Raw genomic sequence first — 17,324 nt, forward strand, 5'->3', positions numbered from 1 at the left:
TGCCGTTGTAGGAGCGCAGGCGTAAAGCGGGCAATAATTCGCGACAACAACGACGAAATAACCCTAACGAGATGTGGCCGAAGAACTTCGAATTAGCGCATAGAAGAAACCCGCAGCAGCGACCGGATCTGCTGCCCGACCAGCTCCAGCGCGACCTTGGCCTGCGGCAGGATCGCACCGAGCGCGTGGAAATTGTGGACCATGCCGTCGTGACAGACATGCGCGACCGTGACGCCGGTCTCCGCAAGCCGTGCCGCATAGGCATTGCCCTCGTCACGCATCGGATCGAACTCTGCGGTGTGGATCACGGCGGGCGGAAGCCCGGCCAGCGTCTCGCGGCACAGCGGCGATATCAGTGGATGCGCGACATCGGTCTTGCCGTCCAGACAGTCGGCGAGGTCCGCCTGCCACGTTCCCCTGTCGATCAGGTAGCCAGTCCCGAACAGCTCGCGCGACGGCCAGGGATTGAAAAAGTCGAGCACCGGGCAGATCAGGCACTGCACCGCGATTCTGAGGTCGGCGCGGACGTGGGCCTGCTGACAAACCGCGGCGGCGAGCGTCGCGCCCGCGGAATCGCCGCCGATCACCATCCGATTGCCGTCGATGCCGAGTACGGCCGCGTGATCGATGGCGAAGTGAACGGCAGCGATTGCATCCTCGACCGCTGCGGGAAACGGGTGCTCGGGCGCGAGGCGATAGTCGATCGAGAGCAGCCGGCAGCCGGAGGCGGCGGCAAGCGCGGCGGCGACCTTGTCGTGCGTGTCGATGTTGCCCGCCACGAGGCCGCCGCCGTGAAGATATACGAAACCGGGAGGCGCCGCGCTATCGTCCGGGTCTGCTGCCGGCGAATACAGACGATAGCGAAGCGGCCCGGAGGGGCCGGCGAACGTGCCATCCCGCGTGATGACGGCGCCGCAGTCGTTCCGCGCGAACTGCATCAGCTTGGCCAGCGACTGCCGGCGTTGCCCGACACTCGGATGCTGCCGGCTTTCCGGCATAGCGGCAGCTACCATCGAAAGCAGGCGCTGGGCGCGAGGGTCGAGCGGCATGACAGCTCCAGTTAACCAAGGCAGCGACCATTGTGCCCATCAGCAGTGAATCGATCATGAGCGGCAGACCGCGGCGGGGAAATCCTTAAAATCTTCAAGCCAGAAGTGCAGACAACGATCGATGCCGAACGGGAGCGCCGCCATGACCCACATCGTCAAGCCTGTCAGCTACTCGCAGACCTGGACCTTCTTCGACGGCGAATGGCGCGAGGGCAATGCGCCGATCATGGGCGTGCGGACCCACGCGACCTGGCTCGCATCGACCGTGTTCGACGGGGCGCGCGCGTTCGAAGGCGTGACGCCCGATCTCGATCGGCACTGCGCGCGTGTGAATCAGTCCGCGATCAATTTCCGGCTCAAACCCGTGGTGGACGTCGAGACCTGGATGGGGCTGGCGCGGGAAGGGATCGCGCGGTTCGGAGCGGGAGCCGAGCTCTACATCCGCCCGATGTACTGGGCGCAGCATGGCGCCGGCGGCGGTGTCCTGTTCGATCCCGACACCACCAATTGGTGCCTGTGCATCTATGAGGCGCCGATGCCGCAGCCGACGGGCAACGCCATCACGCTGTCGCCGTTCCGAAGGCCGACGGCCGAATGCGCGCCGGTCGACGCCAAGGCGGCCTGCCTCTATCCGAACAATTCGCGCGCGCTGATCGAAGCGGCCTCGCGCGGCTTCAACAACTGCCTGATGCTGGATCTGCTCGGCAACGTCGCGGAGTTCGGCAATGCCAACGTGTTCATGGTCAAGGACGGCGTTGTCTTCACGCCGGTGCCGAACGGAACCTTCCTCAACGGGATCACGCGACAGCGCGTGATCGAATTGCTGCGAGGCGATGGTGTCAGTGTGGTCGAGACGACGCTCCGATATGACGATTTCCTGAACGCCGACGAGATCTTCTCGTCGGGCAACTTCGCCAAGGTCGCGCCGGTGATCCGCATCGACGACCGGACGCTGCCAATCGGTCCCGTCTTCAGCCGCGCACGCAGGCTGTACTGGGACTATGCCCACCGGGTCAGGGCCGCGGCATAGGTCAGGACCCATAGACGGGAAGTTCGGTATCGCTGAGCTCGCCGAGCCGCCCCGGCTCCGGTCCCTTGATGTATTTGCGGCCGCGGCGTTCGGTGTAGACGCCGTAGAGCCCGGCAATCGGCCCGTCGGCGTCGACGACGACGGACACGCGTCCGCGCGGCAGCAGGAAACGGCCCACGGCGCCGGCGCAGGCAACATAGTCGGAGGTGCCGCGGCAGTAGATCAGCTGCATTGCCGGCAATGCGAACCGTCCTTGCCGGACCCGGAGCTGCTGCAACACCAACGGAATCGGGCCATGCTTCGACCGGACCACGATGCTGAGGCAGCCATAGCGTGCGTGGCGGATCAGCAGGTCGGCCTCGCTGGGCGGAAGTCCATCGAGCGCCTGGGCGTCAGCGGCGACCTGCTCCACTTGCGCGCCGCGGCCGGCAAATGACATGGCGGGCACTGAAAAGAACAAGCCGTGACAATAGGGACGAAAGCCCTGCGCCTCGATGATCGGCCATGTCTGGCGCGCGGCGCTGATGTTGATGTAGGTCACCTCAGGCAAACGCTGTGCGATCCGGGTCAGCATCGTCGCATAGTTGCGAAACGACGGCTCGACATACCAGCTCGACAGGTTGCACCAGATCTGCGGCTGCGCGGGTGTGCCCCGGTTGCTGTAGATCAGCAACAACACGCCGACGGCCGCGCCGTCGTTCTCCAGCAGATAGCCATAGCGGGGATAGCCTCCGGGCGCCGGACGCGCGGTCTGTCGGTGCAGGCCCGTGGCCCAATACGCGCGGGACCGCCGCGGAAATCCTCGCGTGAGCAGATCGGCGACCGCGTCGAGATCGGGCTCCCCGATCTCCCGGCAGCGGATCAGCGGCTTGCGCGCGGTCATGAGATTGCCTGCCGATCTCCCGACGATGGCGGTAGGACGTCAGCCGACGACGTCGGGCTGACGCTCCACCAGCAGCGCGTCGCGCACGCGCGACGGCCAGCGCGTCGGATCGATGCCGTGCGTGTGGAACAGCGCGACCGCGAGGCGGTCCATGCCGAAGGCCACGCAACCGGTGTGCGCCGGCGCGCCGTCGGCGTCGTCGATGCCCCAGGTCGTGCCGAAATGCTCGCGGTGATAGTTGAAGCTCATGCAGGCGGTCGGCTGCTCTTCCGATCGCAACGGCACCAGGAGCTCGAATTTCAGCGCCTGCTGCTTCTGGCTGACCGCCTTCATCTGGCCGACGCGACCGAAGAACGGGTCGCTGGCGTGATCGACGCGGAACGACAGCCCGAGATCGTGGGCGATCGTTTGCGCCTTCACCATCCAACGGTCGCGGAATGCCGAGACGTCGTCGGGTGTGCCGATGCAGACATATTCGCGCATACGGAACGACTGCAGGCGGTCGAGATGCCGCGACGGCTCGCGGCGGAAGCAATCGGCCGCGACGTCGAAGCGTAGGCCGCCGACCGGCAGTGCACCACGGCTCGCCGCGATCGGATACACCGGATAGCAGGCTGCGGGCGACAGCACGAGGTCGGCCGGCGACAACGAGGTGGTCCAGTCGCCGCCCTTGTCGAAACGTGCCACGGCTTCGTGGATGTCCCGCTCGGTGCCGTGCAGGCCACAGACGCAGCCGAGCAGATTTGGAAAGCTCTTGAGATAGCCGGACTTCTCAAGCTGCGTCCGGCTCATGACCGGCGGGAAGCGCATGACCTCCGTGCCGGGCTCACGATGCCGCGTGATGAGCGTCGTGAGCCGCTCCACAACACCTTCATACAGCGCGGTCCGTGCATAGACGCCATCCGCGCCCATGCGATGGAACAGGGCGTCGGTCAGATGATCGAGCGCGTCGGCCGGCTGGGGCGCAATCTCGGGCGACTGCGGGAGAACGGGGATCGTCATTGTGCAAATCCTGGGTGGAGGCAATGGCTGCGATCGGCGCGGTCATTCATGGAGCGAGGCCGGTACCGTGCTCATCAAATTGGCCGTGGCAATGTTCGTGAGAATACGGTCGTTGTTGATCATGATCGGCGCCGACAGAACATCGCGCAGGTGGCGGCCGATCGAGAACTCGCCGTCGTTGCGATAACCCGAGAGCCCGCAGGCGCGCATCGCATGCATCACGGTCTCAACGGCAAGCTCCGAGGCCTGCACCTTCAACAGCGTGATCGAGGATTGGAAGTCGAGCGAGCTCAGCGCCCGCTCGTCATATTCATGGGCGACGAAGGCATCCATGTTGGTGACGATCATTGCGCGCAGCCGGGCCAGCGCCATCTTAGCCGCGGTGTAATGTGCAGCTGCCGGCGGCATCTGTCCGCCGGCGCCGCGAGCGGCCTTGCGCAGGAAGCGCTGGGCGCGCTCCACCGCGGCCGCAGCAATGCCGGCCCAGGCCGATGACCAGCAGAGATGCGCGAACGGCGTCATCGTCTGGCCGTGGATGCGGTCATAGGATTCGGTGAACATGCGGTCGGACGGACAGCTCACCTCCAGCGCGAATCCTGTCGAGCAGGTGCCGCGCATGCCCAGCGTTTCCCAGCCAAGGGTACGCGAGATCGTATAATCGTCCGTCGTCAGCGCCAGCAACACCTGATCAGAGGCGGCTGCGCTGTCGGCGCGACGGGCAATGGTGACGAGGCCGTCGGCTTCGGCACCATAGGAGATCACCGTGGCGTCGCGCTTCAGCGAGATGCGGTTACCGTCGTGGCCGACGGCCGCGGCGCTGGCGCGGATGTTGCCGCCGTTCTGTCCCTCGGTGGTGGAAGAGGCCATCAGCAGCTGCTCGGATGCGATACGGCGCATCAGGGATTCCATGTAGGCGCTGCCGCGGCCGTGACGCACAAGGCAGGCGACCTTGGTCTGGTGCATGGCGAAGATCATGGCGCTGGAGGCGCAGGCGCGGCCGAGCGCATAGCAGACGTCGGCGATGTCGTGGATCGAGGCTCCGAAGCCGCCGAACTCGACCGGGATCTGCATCCCGAGCAGCTTGTGCTCGCGTGCCGCATCGATTGCGGCCTTGGGGAAGCGGCCGTCACTGTCGACCTCGTCGGCTTCCGCGGCGGCCTGCGCGGCAACAGCGGCGGTCCGCTGCAGGAACAAGGAGCTGCGATCGAGCAGAAGGCTCTCGCCATCATCGGGGATCGGGTTGCGAAGCGCGGTTCCCTGGAGAGTCATGACCGATCGATACTCCGGATTTTGTCTCGTTGAGAGATCGGCACGTGCGTCCTCGCAAGATCAGGACAGATGCACTGCGCCTTCTTTTTTGGGCTGCACGCAGGGTATGGATTTGATTCAAATACGTCGACGAAATTCAGGGTAAACGCTGTGCAATCGACGGGTGGGGGTTAATTCCTGGTTGTTTCGGTCCGAGAATTTCGGGCCAAGCCGTTAGCGTTAAGACGAGTTCAGACCTGGAACGGGGATGCGGCGTAACTCTTTTGCCGCCGGATTGCGTTATCTCCCTGCGCGAGCGTCGATCAGATTCGACGTGCCGGAACAAGCCGCGAGTGAAGAGGTCCCCATGCCGAGTTTCGATGTCGATGTCAGTCACAGGATCGTGGCGCTCGTCCGCGATATCCTCGCGCAGAACGCCAGTTCTACCGACGTGACGGCGGATGCAAAGCTCGTCGACATCGGGCTGACGTCAATGGACATGGTCAACCTGATGCTGGCGCTCGAATCGGAGTTCGATTTCACCATTCCGCAGGAGCTGATCACGCCGGAGAACTTCCAGTCTGTCGCCACGCTGGAGCGTCTGGTGAGCGGTCAGCTGGCGGCAGCCAAGGCCGCCTGACCCGCTGCCACGCCCCGCGGTTCACCGCGTCGCTGTTTTCAATCCGTCGCAAAGCTGGCATTCTCGTCTCCATTGGAGATGGGGACGTCATGACGAAGGCTGTGCTTGGCATTATCGGCGGCTCGGGCATTTATGATCTGCCGGGACTGGAAGATGCCCGCGAAGAGGTGATCGCGAGCCCCTGGGGCGAGCCGTCGGCGCCATTGCGCCGGGGAACGATCGCGGGGCTGCCGATCGTGTTCCTGCCGCGCCATGACAAGGGACACCGGTTGTCCCCGTCCGACATCAATTACCGCGCCAATATCGACGTGCTGAAGCGCGCTGGCGTCACCGACCTGGTGTCGCTGTCGGCCTGCGGCTCGTTCAAGAAAGAGCTGCCGCCGGGCACCTTCGTGCTGGTCGATCAGTTCGTCGATCGCACCTACAAGCGCGAAAGCTCGTTTTTCGGCAGGGGATGCGTCGCCCACGTCTCGATGGCGCACCCGGTTTCGCCGCGGTTGCGCATTCACCTGGCGGCGGCGGCCGAGGCCGAAGGCATCGCGATCGCGCGCGGCGGCACCTATGTCTGCATGGAGGGACCGCAATTCTCGACCTATGCCGAGAGCATAACCTACAAGGCGTCGGGCTATTCGGTGATCGGCATGACCAACATGCCGGAGGCGAAGCTCGCTCGCGAGGCCGAGATCTGCTACGCGACGGTCGCGATGGTGACCGACTTCGACTGCTGGCATCCGGATCACGACGCCGTTACCGTGCAGGACATCATTCGCGTGCTCACCACCAACGCCGACAAGGCGAAATCACTGGTGGCGCGGCTCGCCCGCGAGTTTCCGCGCGAGCACGAACCGTGCCCGATCGGCTCCGACCGTGCGCTCGACACCGCCTTGATCACGGCGCCGGAGGCGCGCGATCCCGAGCTTCTGAACAAGCTCGATGCGGTCGCAGGCCGTATCTTGCGCGGTTGAAGGGGGATCGAACATGAAGGTGGACGGCCGGCACTATCGCAGCATCTGGCTCGACTCCGACGGCTGGTCGGTCTGCGCGATCGATCAGCGCCGGTTGCCGCACGAGTTCGTGGTGGCGAAGATCACGACATGCGAGGAGGCGGCGGATGCGATCCGCGGCATGCTGGTTCGCGGCGCGCCGCTAATCGGCGCCACCGCCGCCTTCGGCATGGCGCTGGCGATGCGCGACGACCGCTCCGATCCCGGCATCGACCGCGCCTACGAGATGTTGATCGCGACGCGGCCGACGGCGATCAACCTGAAATGGGCGCTCGACACGATGGGCACGATGCTGCGCCGGCTGGCGCCGTCGGAGCGGCGAGATGCGGCGTATTCCCGCGCCGTCGACATTGCCGGCGAGGACGTCACGATCAACCAGGGCATCGCCGCGCATGGTCTCGCGCTGATCGAGGCGGCCGCGGTGCGCAAGAAGCCGGGCGAAATCGTGAACGTGCTGACCCACTGCAATGCCGGCTGGCTTGCGACCGTCGATTGGGGCACGGCGACCGCGCCGATCTATCTCGCGCATGATCGCGGCATTCCGATCCATGTGTGGGTCGACGAGACCAGGCCGCGCAATCAGGGCGCGTCGCTGACCGCCTGGGAACTCGGGCACCATGGCGTGGCGCACACCGTCATCCCGGACAACACCGGCGGCCATCTCATGCAGCATGGGATGGTCGATCTCGCCATTGTCGGCACCGACCGCGTCGCCGCCAACGGCGATGTCTGTAACAAGATCGGCACCTATCTCAAGGCGCTCGCGGCGCACGACAATGGCGTGCCGTTCTATGTCGCGCTGCCGTCGCCGACGATCGATTTCGCGGTCGCCGAGGGACGACAGATCCCGATCGAGCAGCGCAGTGCGCAGGAAGTGACCGAGATGACCGGCCGCACCGCCGACGGCCGTATCGAGACCGTGCGCATCGTGCCGCCGGGATCGCCGGTCGCAAACTACGGCTTCGACGTCACGCCGGCGCGGCTGGTGAGCGGGCTGATCACCGAGCGCGGCGTGCTGCGGGCCGACGGCGCGGCACTGGCGGCGGCATTTCCGGATCGGGCCAAACAGACGAACGATTAGGATCAGCGCCGTTGCGAGGGCAGCGACGCAAGCCAGAATCCCACGAAGCCTTCGGATTGCTTCGGCGCAAGGATGCCTCGCGCTGACGATCAGCGCAGGCTCAGACCCGTCGCGGCTTCCAGCTCGGCGATCGCCTGCGCTGCGCTGACCACCTTGATCGTCGTCATGCCCATCTCGCGCGCCGGCTTCAGGTTGATGCCGAGATCGTCGAGGTAGACGCAGTCCGCGGGGCTGACGCCGAGCGTCTCGGTCATCATCTGGTAGATCCGGGGATCGGGCTTGCGCAGGCCGATCTTGGCCGACTCGATCACGTGATCGAACAGCGCCATCACCTCCGCGACGTACAACGAGCGGCCGCCCTGGCTGCCGATTGCGTTCGCCGGCAGATTGTTGGTGATGCAGCCGGTCTTGCACTCCGCCTTGATGCGGCGGAGCGCCTCGACCATGTCGGGACGGAGGTCGCCGGTGAGCAGTGGCAGCACCTCCCGCCCGCTGACCGCAGCGCCGCCCAGCGCCAGCGACTCCTCCGCGAACAGCCGGTCGAAAGTGTCGAGGTCGATCTCGGCCCGCTCGAATTTCGCCCAGGCGTTCTCGAGATGGTTGGCGGCATTGGTGTTGCGGATGATGTCGACAGGATAGCCGCGCTCCTCCTCGAACCGTGCGAATGCCTCGAACGGCGATGTCGTCAGCACGCCACCGAAATCGAAGATCACCGCCTCGACCATGTCAGTCCTGTCCTTCCTTGATCCCTGGATGATCGCTAGCATGGGATGCCGCACTTGGCGACCTCGGTCGCACTTGGCGACCTCGGCGTCAGCCGCTATTGCTGCCGCGATGAAGCCGTATCACGCAATCATTGCAGCCGCCGCTCTGCTGGCGCCGTCGCAGGCCCTGGCCATCGTCGGCAATGCGCCGGCGCTGAATGATGGCATCGGCCGCGCCGTGGTCACGATCGTCGGCTCGCGCGGCAATTTCTGCAGCGGCGCGCTGATTGCCCCGAAGCTGGTGCTGACCGCCGGGCATTGCGTGCAGCCGGGTCTCGATTACCGCATCGTGGAATACGATCGCGACCGCAGGCCGGTTCTCAAGACGGTCCGGCGGGTGGCGGTGCATCCCAGCTTCAGCGTGCAGGCCATCCTGGCGCATCGCGCCACCGCCGATGTCGCGCTGCTGGAATTGGAGACGCCAGCGAAGGAGCGCGTGCCGGTGGCGCTCGGCGTGCCGCAGCCGCCGCTTGCCGCCGGCAACGCATTCACGGTCGCAGGCATCGGTGTCGCCGTCCCCGGCGACGGCAAGAGCGGGGGCGTGGTGCGCGGCGCGGCGCTGGTGGCCACAGGCAGGCCGGGCACGTTGCAGATCCGGCTGGTCGATCCGGCGACGCAAGGCGCGCGGTCCGGGCTCGGTGGCTGCACCGGGGATTCCGGCGGGCCTGCATTCGAGACGCAGGCGCAAGGACAGGTGCTGATCGGCGTCATCTCATGGTCGACCGGGCCAAATCTCGGCGATGGCTGCGGCGGCATGACCGGCGTCACGCCGCTCACGTTGTATCGCGATTGGGTCGTGCAGACCGCGCGGCAGTGGGGCATGCCGCTCGGCGGAAATTGAGGCGCAGCGTTCACGACGCCGCGCTTCGCGATGGGTTGACCGTCGCTGTGATCGGGTTCAGCCTGTCACGCGAGGAAACAACATCAAGACCAAAGCCCAGGGACTCCCATGAACGTCATCGCGCCCATCCGGGAGGCCGCGTCCTCTCACGCGACCGAACATTTCGACGTGCTCATCGTCGGCGCCGGCATCTCCGGTGTCGGCAGCGCCTATCAGTTGACCAGGCAGATGCCCGACAAGCGCTTCGTGATCCTGGAGAGCCAGGACGGCTTCGGCGGCACCTGGCGGACGCACCGCTATCCCGGCATCCGCTCCGACAGCGACCTGCACACATTTGGATACAGCTTCAAGCCGTGGGTCGGGCCGCCGATCGCGACCGCGGAAGAAATCCTCAGCTACATGGGCGAGGTGATTGAAGAGAACGATCTCGGCCGCCACATCCGCTACGGCCATCGCATCGTGTCGGCCAGCTGGTCGAGCGCGACCAATCTCTGGACGGTCCAAGCCGTGAAGGGCAGGGATCAGCAGCCCGTCACCTTCACCACGAATTTCCTCTGGATGTGCCAGGGCTACTACCGCCACTCCAAGGGCTACACGCCGGAGTGGCCGGACATGGCGAAATTCAAGGGCCGCATCGTGCATCCGCAACTCTGGCCTGAGGATCTCGATCTCACCGGCAAGCAGGTCGTGGTCATCGGCTCCGGTGCGACGGCCGCGACCATCCTGCCGTCGATCGCCGGAAAATGCGCGCATGTGACGATGCTGCAGCGCTCGCCGACCTACTTCCGCATCGGCCGCAACGCGATCGAGCTGGCCGAGGAGTTGCGTCGGCTTGATGTCAAGGAGGAGTGGATCCACGAGATCGTCAGGCGCAAGATCCTGTTCGAGCAGGATTGGTTCACCAAGCGCTGCTTGACGGAGCCCGAGCAGGTCAAGAAGGAGCTGATCGGCCAGATCAGCGCCATCATCGGCCCCGAACAGGCGGCCAAGCATTTCACCCCGAGCTATCGGCCGTGGCGACAGCGCATCGCCTTCGTGCCGGATGCCGATCTGTTCGAGGGCATCAAGAGTGGCAAAGCCTCCGTCGTCACCGACGAGATCGAACGCTTCACCGAAGGCGGCATCAAGCTGAAGTCCGGCGACGAGCTCAAGGCCGACATCATCATCACTGCCACCGGCTTTGATCTTTGCGTGCTCGGCGACATTGCATTCTCGATCGACGGCAAGCCGCTCGACTTCGCCGACACCGTGACCTATCGCGGCATGATGTTCACCGGCGTGCCGAATCTCGCCTGGGTGTTCGGCTATTTCCGCGCCAGCTGGACGTTGCGCACCGATCTGGTCGCGGATTTCGTGTGCCGCCTGCTCGCGCACATGAAGGAGAAGGGCGTGAGCAAGGTCGTGCCGGCGCTGCGCCCGGAGGATCACAACATGCCGCTGCTGCCATGGATCGACCCGGAAAACTTCAATCCCGGCTACATGATGCGCAACATGCATCTGCTGCCCAAGCGCGGCGACAAGCCGGAGTGGCAGCACAGCCAGGATTATTGGAGCGAGAAGGACCAGATTCCGGCGATCGATCTGGATGATCCGGCGTTCGTATATGGGTGAGCGCCGAGGGGGGGAGTACTCGCTGTCGCTCTAACCTCGGTGTCATCCCCGCGAACGCAGGGATCCATAACCACAGCCGGATATGTGAGGCACGACGCCAGCTTACATCCTGCCCCAAGCGAGATCACGCGGTATGGGTCCCGGGCCGGCGCCCGTTGACGCTGTGCGTCAGCGGGCTTGCCCGGGACGACAGCGAGTTTCAGAGCGCGCTTCTGAGTGCGCCGCCCGTCTCATCCCTCCCGCCGCGTCACCCCCGTCGCGATCGCCGCGGCGGCGGTTCGGTTCTCGACGCCGAGCTTGGCGTAGATCTGCTCGAGGTGCTTGTCGACGGTCCGCGGGCTCAGCCCCAGGATCTGCGCGATGTCGCGGTTGGTCTTGCCCTTGGACAGCCATGACAGCACTTCGCCCTCGCGCGTGGTGAGACCGAACTCGCTGGAGAATTCCTTGGGCAACTCACCGGAGGACTCCTTGGCGAGCCGCAGCAGGAACTCGTTGGGCCCGGCTCCGCCCATGTAATAGAGGCGCAATTCGGGATGATCGGGGATCGAAGCGGCGGCCTTCCCGCCGCCGTTCTGCGCCTGATCCAGCCAGAGCCGCAGCGCTTCGGGCAGAACGAGCTCGTCGGCGGTGCCGAAACTGTCCGACAGCAGCTTCTGGGCCTGCGGCGTTGCCCACATCAGCCGTCCCTCGCGGTTGACGGCCAGCAGGAAGCGGCCGGAGACGTCGAGCGCGGCGCGGGCGCTCTGCGTCATCCGGGCGTTGGCGAGATGCACGCGGATGCGCGCCAGCATCTCCGAGACGGCGATCGGCTTGGTGACGTAGTCGACACCGCCGGCCTCCAGTCCCTTCACGATATGCTCGGTATCGGCGAGCCCGGTCATGAAGATGACGGGGACGTTGGAGAGACCTGTCTCGCGCTTGAGCTTGCGGCAGGTCTCGAAGCCGTCCATGCCGGGCATGACCGCGTCGAGCAGGATGATGTCCGGCGTGATCTGGTCGATGATGCGCATGGCCGCGGCGCCATCGAGTGCGACCATGACCGTCATGCCGGCACCATCCAGCGCGTCGGTGAGCAGCCGAAGCGTCTCCGGCGAGTCGTCCACCACCAGCGCGACATCGCGCTTCCTGCTGTCAGTGCTCATAGGCATGCAAGGTCTTCAGAGTGGCCATGTACTGATCGAGATCGAAGCGGTCGATAAGCGTGCGCATCTGGGCGACGAAGTCGGCATGCTCCGGATGCGCGTTACGGATGTCGTCGAGCTTGAGCTGAATGGCCCTGATATAGCCGATCTGGCCGAGGCTCATCAGCTCCTCGACATAGTTGAGCGGGGGCCGGGGCCCGGTGTCCGGCCGCCAGCGTGGCGGCGCCACTGGGATGTCGGTCTGGTAGCTCCATTCGAGCTTCAGCAATTGACGTATCGCCTCCAGCAGCCTTGGAATGTCGATCGGCTTCATCAGGTAGCTGTCGTGGAATGGTTGCGCCAGCGGCCGGCCATGAGCTTCGAGCGCACTCGCAGATGTCATCAGGATCCGGGCCTGATGATGACCGCTGTTGCGCAAGGTCTCGGCCACCGTCCAGCCGTCCATGCCGGGCATCGAGATGTCCAGAATGAACAGATCCGGCTGGCAGTGCTGTGCGAGCGCGAGGCAGGCGGGACCGTCGGGCGCGCTCAGCAGGATGAAGCCGAGCGGCGTCAACACCTCGCGCAGGAGGTCGCGATGAACGGGATCGTCGTCGGTGATCAGAATCGTCCTGCGCGGTCCGAGATAGCCGGCGACCGGCGCCTTCACCGGCGCATGCCGCGTCGGGTTGGTGACCTCGGACAGGAGGATCTTGACCTTGAAGGTGCTGCCGGTGCCGACCCTGCTCTCGACCTTGATGTCGCCGCCCATCACCCCGGCGAGCAGGCGGCTGATCGTCAGGCCCAGTCCCGTGCCGGTCTGCGGTTGAGCGGCCCCGAGCGCGCCGCGCTCGAACGGCGCAAAGATGCGCTCGAGGTCGTCGGGCTGGATGCCGGGCCCGGTATCAATCACCTCGAACTCCGCGACCGGACTGCGATAATGCACGACGAACTGGACGCTGCCTTCCGCGGTGAATTTGATCGCATTCGACAGCAGGTTGATCAGGATCTGGCGCAGCCGTTTCTCGTCGGCGTAGACGACCAGCGGCAGCACCGCCGGCCGCTTGAACACGAAGTCGACGCCCTTGGCGGCGGCTTGCAATCGGAACATGCCCACAAGCTGGTCGAGGAATTCGCTGAGACGGACCTCGTCGCGCGACAGATACAGCCGCCCGGCTTCGATCTTGGAAATATCGAGGATGCCGTCGATCAGGCCGGACAGATGATCGGCGCTGCGGCGGACGACGCGGACCTGGTCCCGCGGCTTCGGTGCGAGGCTCGTGTCCTGCTCGAGCAGTTGCGCATAGCCGGAGATCGCGTTCAGCGGCGAGCGCAGCTCGTGGCTGAGGCCGACGACATAGCGGCTCTTGGCGAGGTTGGCGGACTCCGCAACCTCCTTGGCGCGCTGCAGCTCGGCGTCGGTGCGCTTGTGCGCCTCGATCTCCTGAATCAACAGCTGCGTCTGCCGGCGTGTCTCGGCCTCGGCGGCGCGACGGCTCTGCTGCGCCAGCACGAACAGCCAGGTCACGACGCCGATGATGATGGAGAGAGCGAAGAACACCTTCCACAGCACGTCGGAGATGATGCCCTTGAATCCTGGCAGCGCCGCCGAGGTCTCCAGATAGATCATGCCGAGCGTCAGCGCGACGAGTCCGGCCGATGTCAGAAAGACACCGACATAGTGACCGAGCTGCGAGTTGATCTTGGCGAGCACCGACCCCGGCAGCATGCCGCCAAGCGCCGCGGCGACCTGGGCTTGCGCCCGCGCGTGCGGTTTGCACAGATCGTGACAGCGAGCGTCGAGCGAGCAGCACAGCGAGCAGATCGGGCCGGCATAGGCCGGGCAGGAGGCGGTGTCCTCCGGCTCGAAATGATGCTCACAGATGCAGCATTGGATCTGCTCGATGTTCTGCCAGCTCCGCTTCGGCTTGCGCGCCAGATAGTACTTTCCGTCGGTCAGATAGGCGATCGCGGGCGCGGTGACGAGCGCGACGCCGAGCGCGACGAAAGTCGACAGCGCCTTTCCGGTCGGACCGAACAGGCCATAGAAGGCGCAGATCGAGACGATCGTGGCGATCGTCATCGCGCCGACGCCGACCGGATTGATGTCGTAGAGATGGGCGCGCTTGAACTCCATCTGCGGTGGGCGCAGGCCCAGCGGCTTGTTGATCACGAGGTCCGCGACCAGCGCGCCGACCCAGGAGATGGCGATGTTGGAGTACAGCGCCAGCGTCTGCTCCAGCGCCTTGTAGACGCCGATCTCCATCAGCAGCAGCGCGACAACGACGTTGAAGACGAGCCACACGACGCGTCCCGGATGACTGTGGGTCAGGCGGGAGAAGAAGTTCGACCAGGCGATCGAGCCGGCATAGGCATTGGTGACGTTGATCTTGATCTGGGACACGATCACGAAGGTACCTGTCAGCGCAAGCGCCAGGTCCGGCCGGGCCAGCACGTAGCGGAACGCCTCGAGATACATGTGTGCCGGTTCGGCGGCGCGGTCGGCCGAGACTCCATGGCTGAGTGCGAAGTAGGCCAGGAACGAGCCCGCCAGCAGCTTCAGCGCACCGAGCACGATCCAGCCGGGGCCTGCGGATAACAGCGCAATCCACCATGACCGCCTCGACGTGCGGCGATCGCGCGGCAGAAAGCGCAGGAAGTCGACCTGCTCGCCGATCTGGGCGACCAGCGAGAACACGACCGCCGCCGCGGTCCCGAACAGCGCCAGATCGAGATGGCCCATGGGATCGCCATGCTCGCCGGGAAACTGCAGCCAATCGGCGAAGGAGTGCGGGCTCGCATAGGCGATTGCGGCAAAGGGCAGGACGTGCAGCACGACCCACAGCGGCTGCGTCCACAGTTGGAAGCGGCTGATCAGCGTGATGCCGTAGGTCACGAGCGGGATGATGACGACGGCGCTGATGAGATAGCCGACCGGGCGCGGAATGCCGAAGCACATCTCGAGGGCGGAGGCGAGGATCACCGCCTCGATGGCGAAGAAGATGAAGGTGAAGGAGGCGTAGATCAGCGAGGTGATGGTGGAGCCGATGTAGCCGAAGCCGGCGCCACGCGTCAGCAGGTCGATGTCGATGCCGCATTTAGCTGCATGATAGGCGATCGGCAGGCCGCAGCAGAAGATGATCACGCTGGCGACCAGGATGGCGGCGGTCGCATTGGTCACGCCATAGTTCAAGGTGATTGTGCCGCCGATGGCCTCCAGCGCCAGGAACGAGATTGCGCCCAGCGCGGTGTTGGCGACGCGGGCGGCCGACCAGCGCCGCGCGCTCTTGGCCGTGAAGCGGAGCGCATAGTCCTCCAACGTCTGGTTGGCGACCCACTGGTTGTACTGGCGCCTGACGCGGTCGATCCGCTGCCGCCCTGCCACTTTCGAACTCCTCACCCGCGGGCGCTTGTCCGCAACTCGCCTGCCCCTCGCAAGACCTACGCAGAGCCTACGTCGCGCTTTTGCGGTGCAGTATACGCAATCTTGCGTATCCGTGCGTTGCACAAACCGCGCCATCCTTCGTCTGACCCAACGCGTGTCCTCGAACCAATGAATGGGGTGCTCATGTCAGACGAAACCAAAAAGGGCCTGAAGTCGCCGCTTCGGCGCCAATTGCTGATGGGAATGGCCGCAATCCCGGCGCTGGCCATGATGCCGCGGCCGTCCTTTGGTGCCGGTCCCGCAACCTCCGCTGTCAACACCACCGGACTTGCAGTCACCGATAGCGAAGTGACGGTCGGCATCCTGCATTCGGTCACCGGCACCATGGCGATCTCCGAGACAGGGTCGGTGCAGGCCGAGAAGCTCGCGATCGAGCAGATCAATGCCGCCGGCGGCGTGCTCGGCCGCAAGATCAAGTACATCCAGGAGGACGGCGCCTCGGATTGGCCGACCTTCGCCGAGAAAGCCAAGAAGCTCCTGGTCAACGACAAGTGCGCCGCCGTGATGGGCTGCTGGACCTCGGCCTCGCGCAAGGCGGTGCTGCCGGTGTTCGAGCAGTACAACGGCATGCTGTACTACCCGACCTTCTACGAAGGCCTCGAGCAGTCCAAGAACGTCATCTACACCGGCCAGGAAGCCACCCAGCAGATCATCGCCGGCCTCGACTGGGTCAACAAGACCAAGGGTGCGAAGACCTTCTACCTGCTCGGCTCCGACTACATCTGGCCGCGCACCTCGAACAAGATCGCGCGCAAGCACATCGAGGGCCATCTGCAGGGCTGCAAGGTCGTCGGCGAAGAGTACTTCCCGCTCGGCCACACCCAGTTCAATTCGGTCATCAACAAGATCAAGCTGACCAAGCCGGACGTGATCTACGCGATCATCGTCGGCGGCTCCAACGTCGCGTTCTACAAGCAGCTGAAAGCCGCCGGCATCGACATGTCGAAGCAGACCTTGCTCACCATCTCCGTGACCGAAGACGAGATCGACGGCATCGGCGGTGAGAACATCGCGGGCGCCTATGCCTGCATGAAGTACTTCCAGTCGCTCGACAACCCCAACAACAAGGCCTTCGTCGCCGATTTCAAGAAGATGTGGGGTGAGAAGACCGTGATCGGCGACGTGACGCAAGCCGCCTATCTCGGTCCGTGGCTGTGGAAGCTGACCGTCGAGAAGGCCGGCAGCTTCGACATCGACAAGGTCGCCGCCGCCTCGCCCGGCATCGAGTTCAAGGGCGCGCCGGAAGGCTATGTCCGGATCCACGAGAATCACCATCTCTGGTCCAAGACCCGCGTCGGCCGCGCCAAGGCGGACGGTCAGTACGAGCTGATCTACGAGACCGCCGACCTGGTCGAGCCCGATCCGTTCCCGAAGGGCTATCAGTAAGTCGCGAGTCGCGCATTGCGACGGCCGATGAAGCGACGCCGTTGCCGCACAACCAGTGCGCTCCCTCCCCCCTTGTGGGGGAGGGTTGGGGAGGGGGGTACCCCACCCACAGTTCGTCGTGTGGACCCCCCTCCCTGGCCCTCCCCCACAAGGGGGGAGGGAACGACCTTACCGGCGGCAATGCTGCGGGCGCCAACGCGCATCGCAAGTCAGTGCGCA

Annotated in this window: 14 protein-coding genes; 7 read left to right on the forward strand and 7 right to left on the reverse strand. The window is 65.0% G+C overall.

Annotation, left to right across the window (positions count from 1 at the left end):
- Nucleotides 1–92: 92 nt before the first annotated feature.
- On the reverse strand, nucleotides 93–1,049 hold the full coding sequence (locus ACQR2C_RS14595; RefSeq protein WP_315801696.1) for an alpha/beta hydrolase: 957 nt from the start codon (nucleotides 1,047–1,049) through the stop codon (nucleotides 93–95).
- Between the two features lie 142 nt (nucleotides 1,050–1,191).
- Between ACQR2C_RS14595 and ACQR2C_RS14600 the strand changes: the two genes are divergently transcribed.
- The gene (locus ACQR2C_RS14600; RefSeq protein ID WP_316179334.1) at nucleotides 1,192–2,079 is read left to right on the forward strand and encodes a branched-chain amino acid aminotransferase; all 888 of its coding nucleotides are present in this window, start codon (nucleotides 1,192–1,194) and stop codon (nucleotides 2,077–2,079) included.
- Nucleotide 2,080: 1 nt separating this feature from the next.
- Here ACQR2C_RS14600 and ACQR2C_RS14605 read toward each other — a convergent pair whose 3' ends face one another.
- Genes ACQR2C_RS14605 through ACQR2C_RS14615 form a run of 3 tightly spaced genes read right to left on the reverse strand, consistent with a single transcriptional unit; the run spans nucleotide 2,081 to nucleotide 5,233 of the window.
- Nucleotides 2,081–2,962 carry an acyl-CoA acyltransferase gene (locus tag ACQR2C_RS14605; RefSeq protein ID WP_434874060.1) on the reverse strand — a complete coding sequence of 294 codons (882 nt, stop codon included), beginning with the start codon at nucleotides 2,960–2,962 and terminating at the stop codon, nucleotides 2,081–2,083.
- A gap of 39 nt (nucleotides 2,963–3,001) precedes the next feature.
- The gene (locus ACQR2C_RS14610) at nucleotides 3,002–3,964 is read right to left on the reverse strand and encodes an amino acid--[acyl-carrier-protein] ligase (RefSeq protein ID WP_316179339.1); all 963 of its coding nucleotides are present in this window, start codon (nucleotides 3,962–3,964) and stop codon (nucleotides 3,002–3,004) included.
- Between the two features lie 42 nt (nucleotides 3,965–4,006).
- Entirely contained in the window at nucleotides 4,007–5,233 is a 1,227-nt protein-coding gene (locus ACQR2C_RS14615) for an acyl-CoA dehydrogenase family protein (RefSeq protein ID WP_315801692.1), read from the reverse strand.
- A 346-nt stretch (nucleotides 5,234–5,579) separates the two neighbouring features.
- Here ACQR2C_RS14615 and ACQR2C_RS14620 point away from each other — a divergent pair, with 346 nt between their 5' ends.
- The 3 genes from ACQR2C_RS14620 (at nucleotide 5,580) to mtnA (ending at nucleotide 7,937) form a co-directional block, all read left to right on the forward strand.
- Entirely contained in the window at nucleotides 5,580–5,852 is a 273-nt protein-coding gene (locus ACQR2C_RS14620) for a phosphopantetheine-binding protein (RefSeq protein WP_315801779.1), read from the forward strand.
- Nucleotides 5,853–5,941: 89 nt separating this feature from the next.
- Nucleotides 5,942–6,817, forward strand: coding sequence for an S-methyl-5'-thioadenosine phosphorylase (locus tag ACQR2C_RS14625; protein WP_434874059.1), 876 nt, complete (start codon nucleotides 5,942–5,944; stop codon nucleotides 6,815–6,817).
- Between the two features lie 13 nt (nucleotides 6,818–6,830).
- On the forward strand, nucleotides 6,831–7,937 hold the full coding sequence (gene mtnA / locus ACQR2C_RS14630) for an S-methyl-5-thioribose-1-phosphate isomerase (RefSeq protein WP_434881459.1): 1,107 nt from the start codon (nucleotides 6,831–6,833) through the stop codon (nucleotides 7,935–7,937).
- 89 nt (nucleotides 7,938–8,026) lie between these two features.
- Here mtnA and ACQR2C_RS14635 read toward each other — a convergent pair whose 3' ends face one another.
- Nucleotides 8,027–8,662: an HAD-IA family hydrolase gene (locus tag ACQR2C_RS14635; RefSeq protein WP_434881460.1), complete on the reverse strand. Its 636-nt coding sequence runs from the start codon at nucleotides 8,660–8,662 to the stop codon at nucleotides 8,027–8,029.
- A gap of 109 nt (nucleotides 8,663–8,771) precedes the next feature.
- Between ACQR2C_RS14635 and ACQR2C_RS14640 the strand changes: the two genes are divergently transcribed.
- Together ACQR2C_RS14640 and ACQR2C_RS14645 are read left to right on the forward strand one after the other, a co-directional pair.
- A complete protein-coding gene (locus ACQR2C_RS14640) occupies nucleotides 8,772–9,542 on the forward strand; it encodes a S1 family peptidase (protein WP_434881461.1) in 771 nt (256 codons plus the stop codon).
- A gap of 108 nt (nucleotides 9,543–9,650) precedes the next feature.
- A complete protein-coding gene (locus tag ACQR2C_RS14645) occupies nucleotides 9,651–11,153 on the forward strand; it encodes a flavin-containing monooxygenase (protein ID WP_315801688.1) in 1,503 nt (500 codons plus the stop codon).
- 230 nt (nucleotides 11,154–11,383) lie between these two features.
- Here the strand turns inward: ACQR2C_RS14645 and ACQR2C_RS14650 are convergent, their stop codons facing one another.
- Both ACQR2C_RS14650 and ACQR2C_RS14655 read right to left on the reverse strand, forming a co-directional pair.
- Nucleotides 11,384–12,295 (reverse strand): response regulator transcription factor, encoded by a 912-nt coding sequence (locus ACQR2C_RS14650; RefSeq protein ID WP_315801777.1) that lies wholly within the window; start codon nucleotides 12,293–12,295, stop codon nucleotides 11,384–11,386.
- The gene (locus ACQR2C_RS14655) at nucleotides 12,285–15,659 is read right to left on the reverse strand and encodes a hybrid sensor histidine kinase/response regulator (protein ID WP_434881462.1); all 3,375 of its coding nucleotides are present in this window, start codon (nucleotides 15,657–15,659) and stop codon (nucleotides 12,285–12,287) included. The genes ACQR2C_RS14650 and ACQR2C_RS14655 overlap by 11 nt, the downstream gene beginning before the upstream one ends.
- A 183-nt stretch (nucleotides 15,660–15,842) precedes the next feature.
- Between ACQR2C_RS14655 and urtA the strand changes: the two genes are divergently transcribed.
- Nucleotides 15,843–17,105 carry an urea ABC transporter substrate-binding protein gene (gene urtA, locus ACQR2C_RS14660; RefSeq protein ID WP_315801686.1) on the forward strand — a complete coding sequence of 421 codons (1,263 nt, stop codon included), beginning with the start codon at nucleotides 15,843–15,845 and terminating at the stop codon, nucleotides 17,103–17,105.
- Nucleotides 17,106–17,324 lie beyond the last annotated feature (219 nt).

The organism is Bradyrhizobium sp. HKCCYLRH3061 (genome assembly GCF_051168015.1).
Classification (GTDB): domain Bacteria; phylum Pseudomonadota; class Alphaproteobacteria; order Rhizobiales; family Xanthobacteraceae; genus Bradyrhizobium.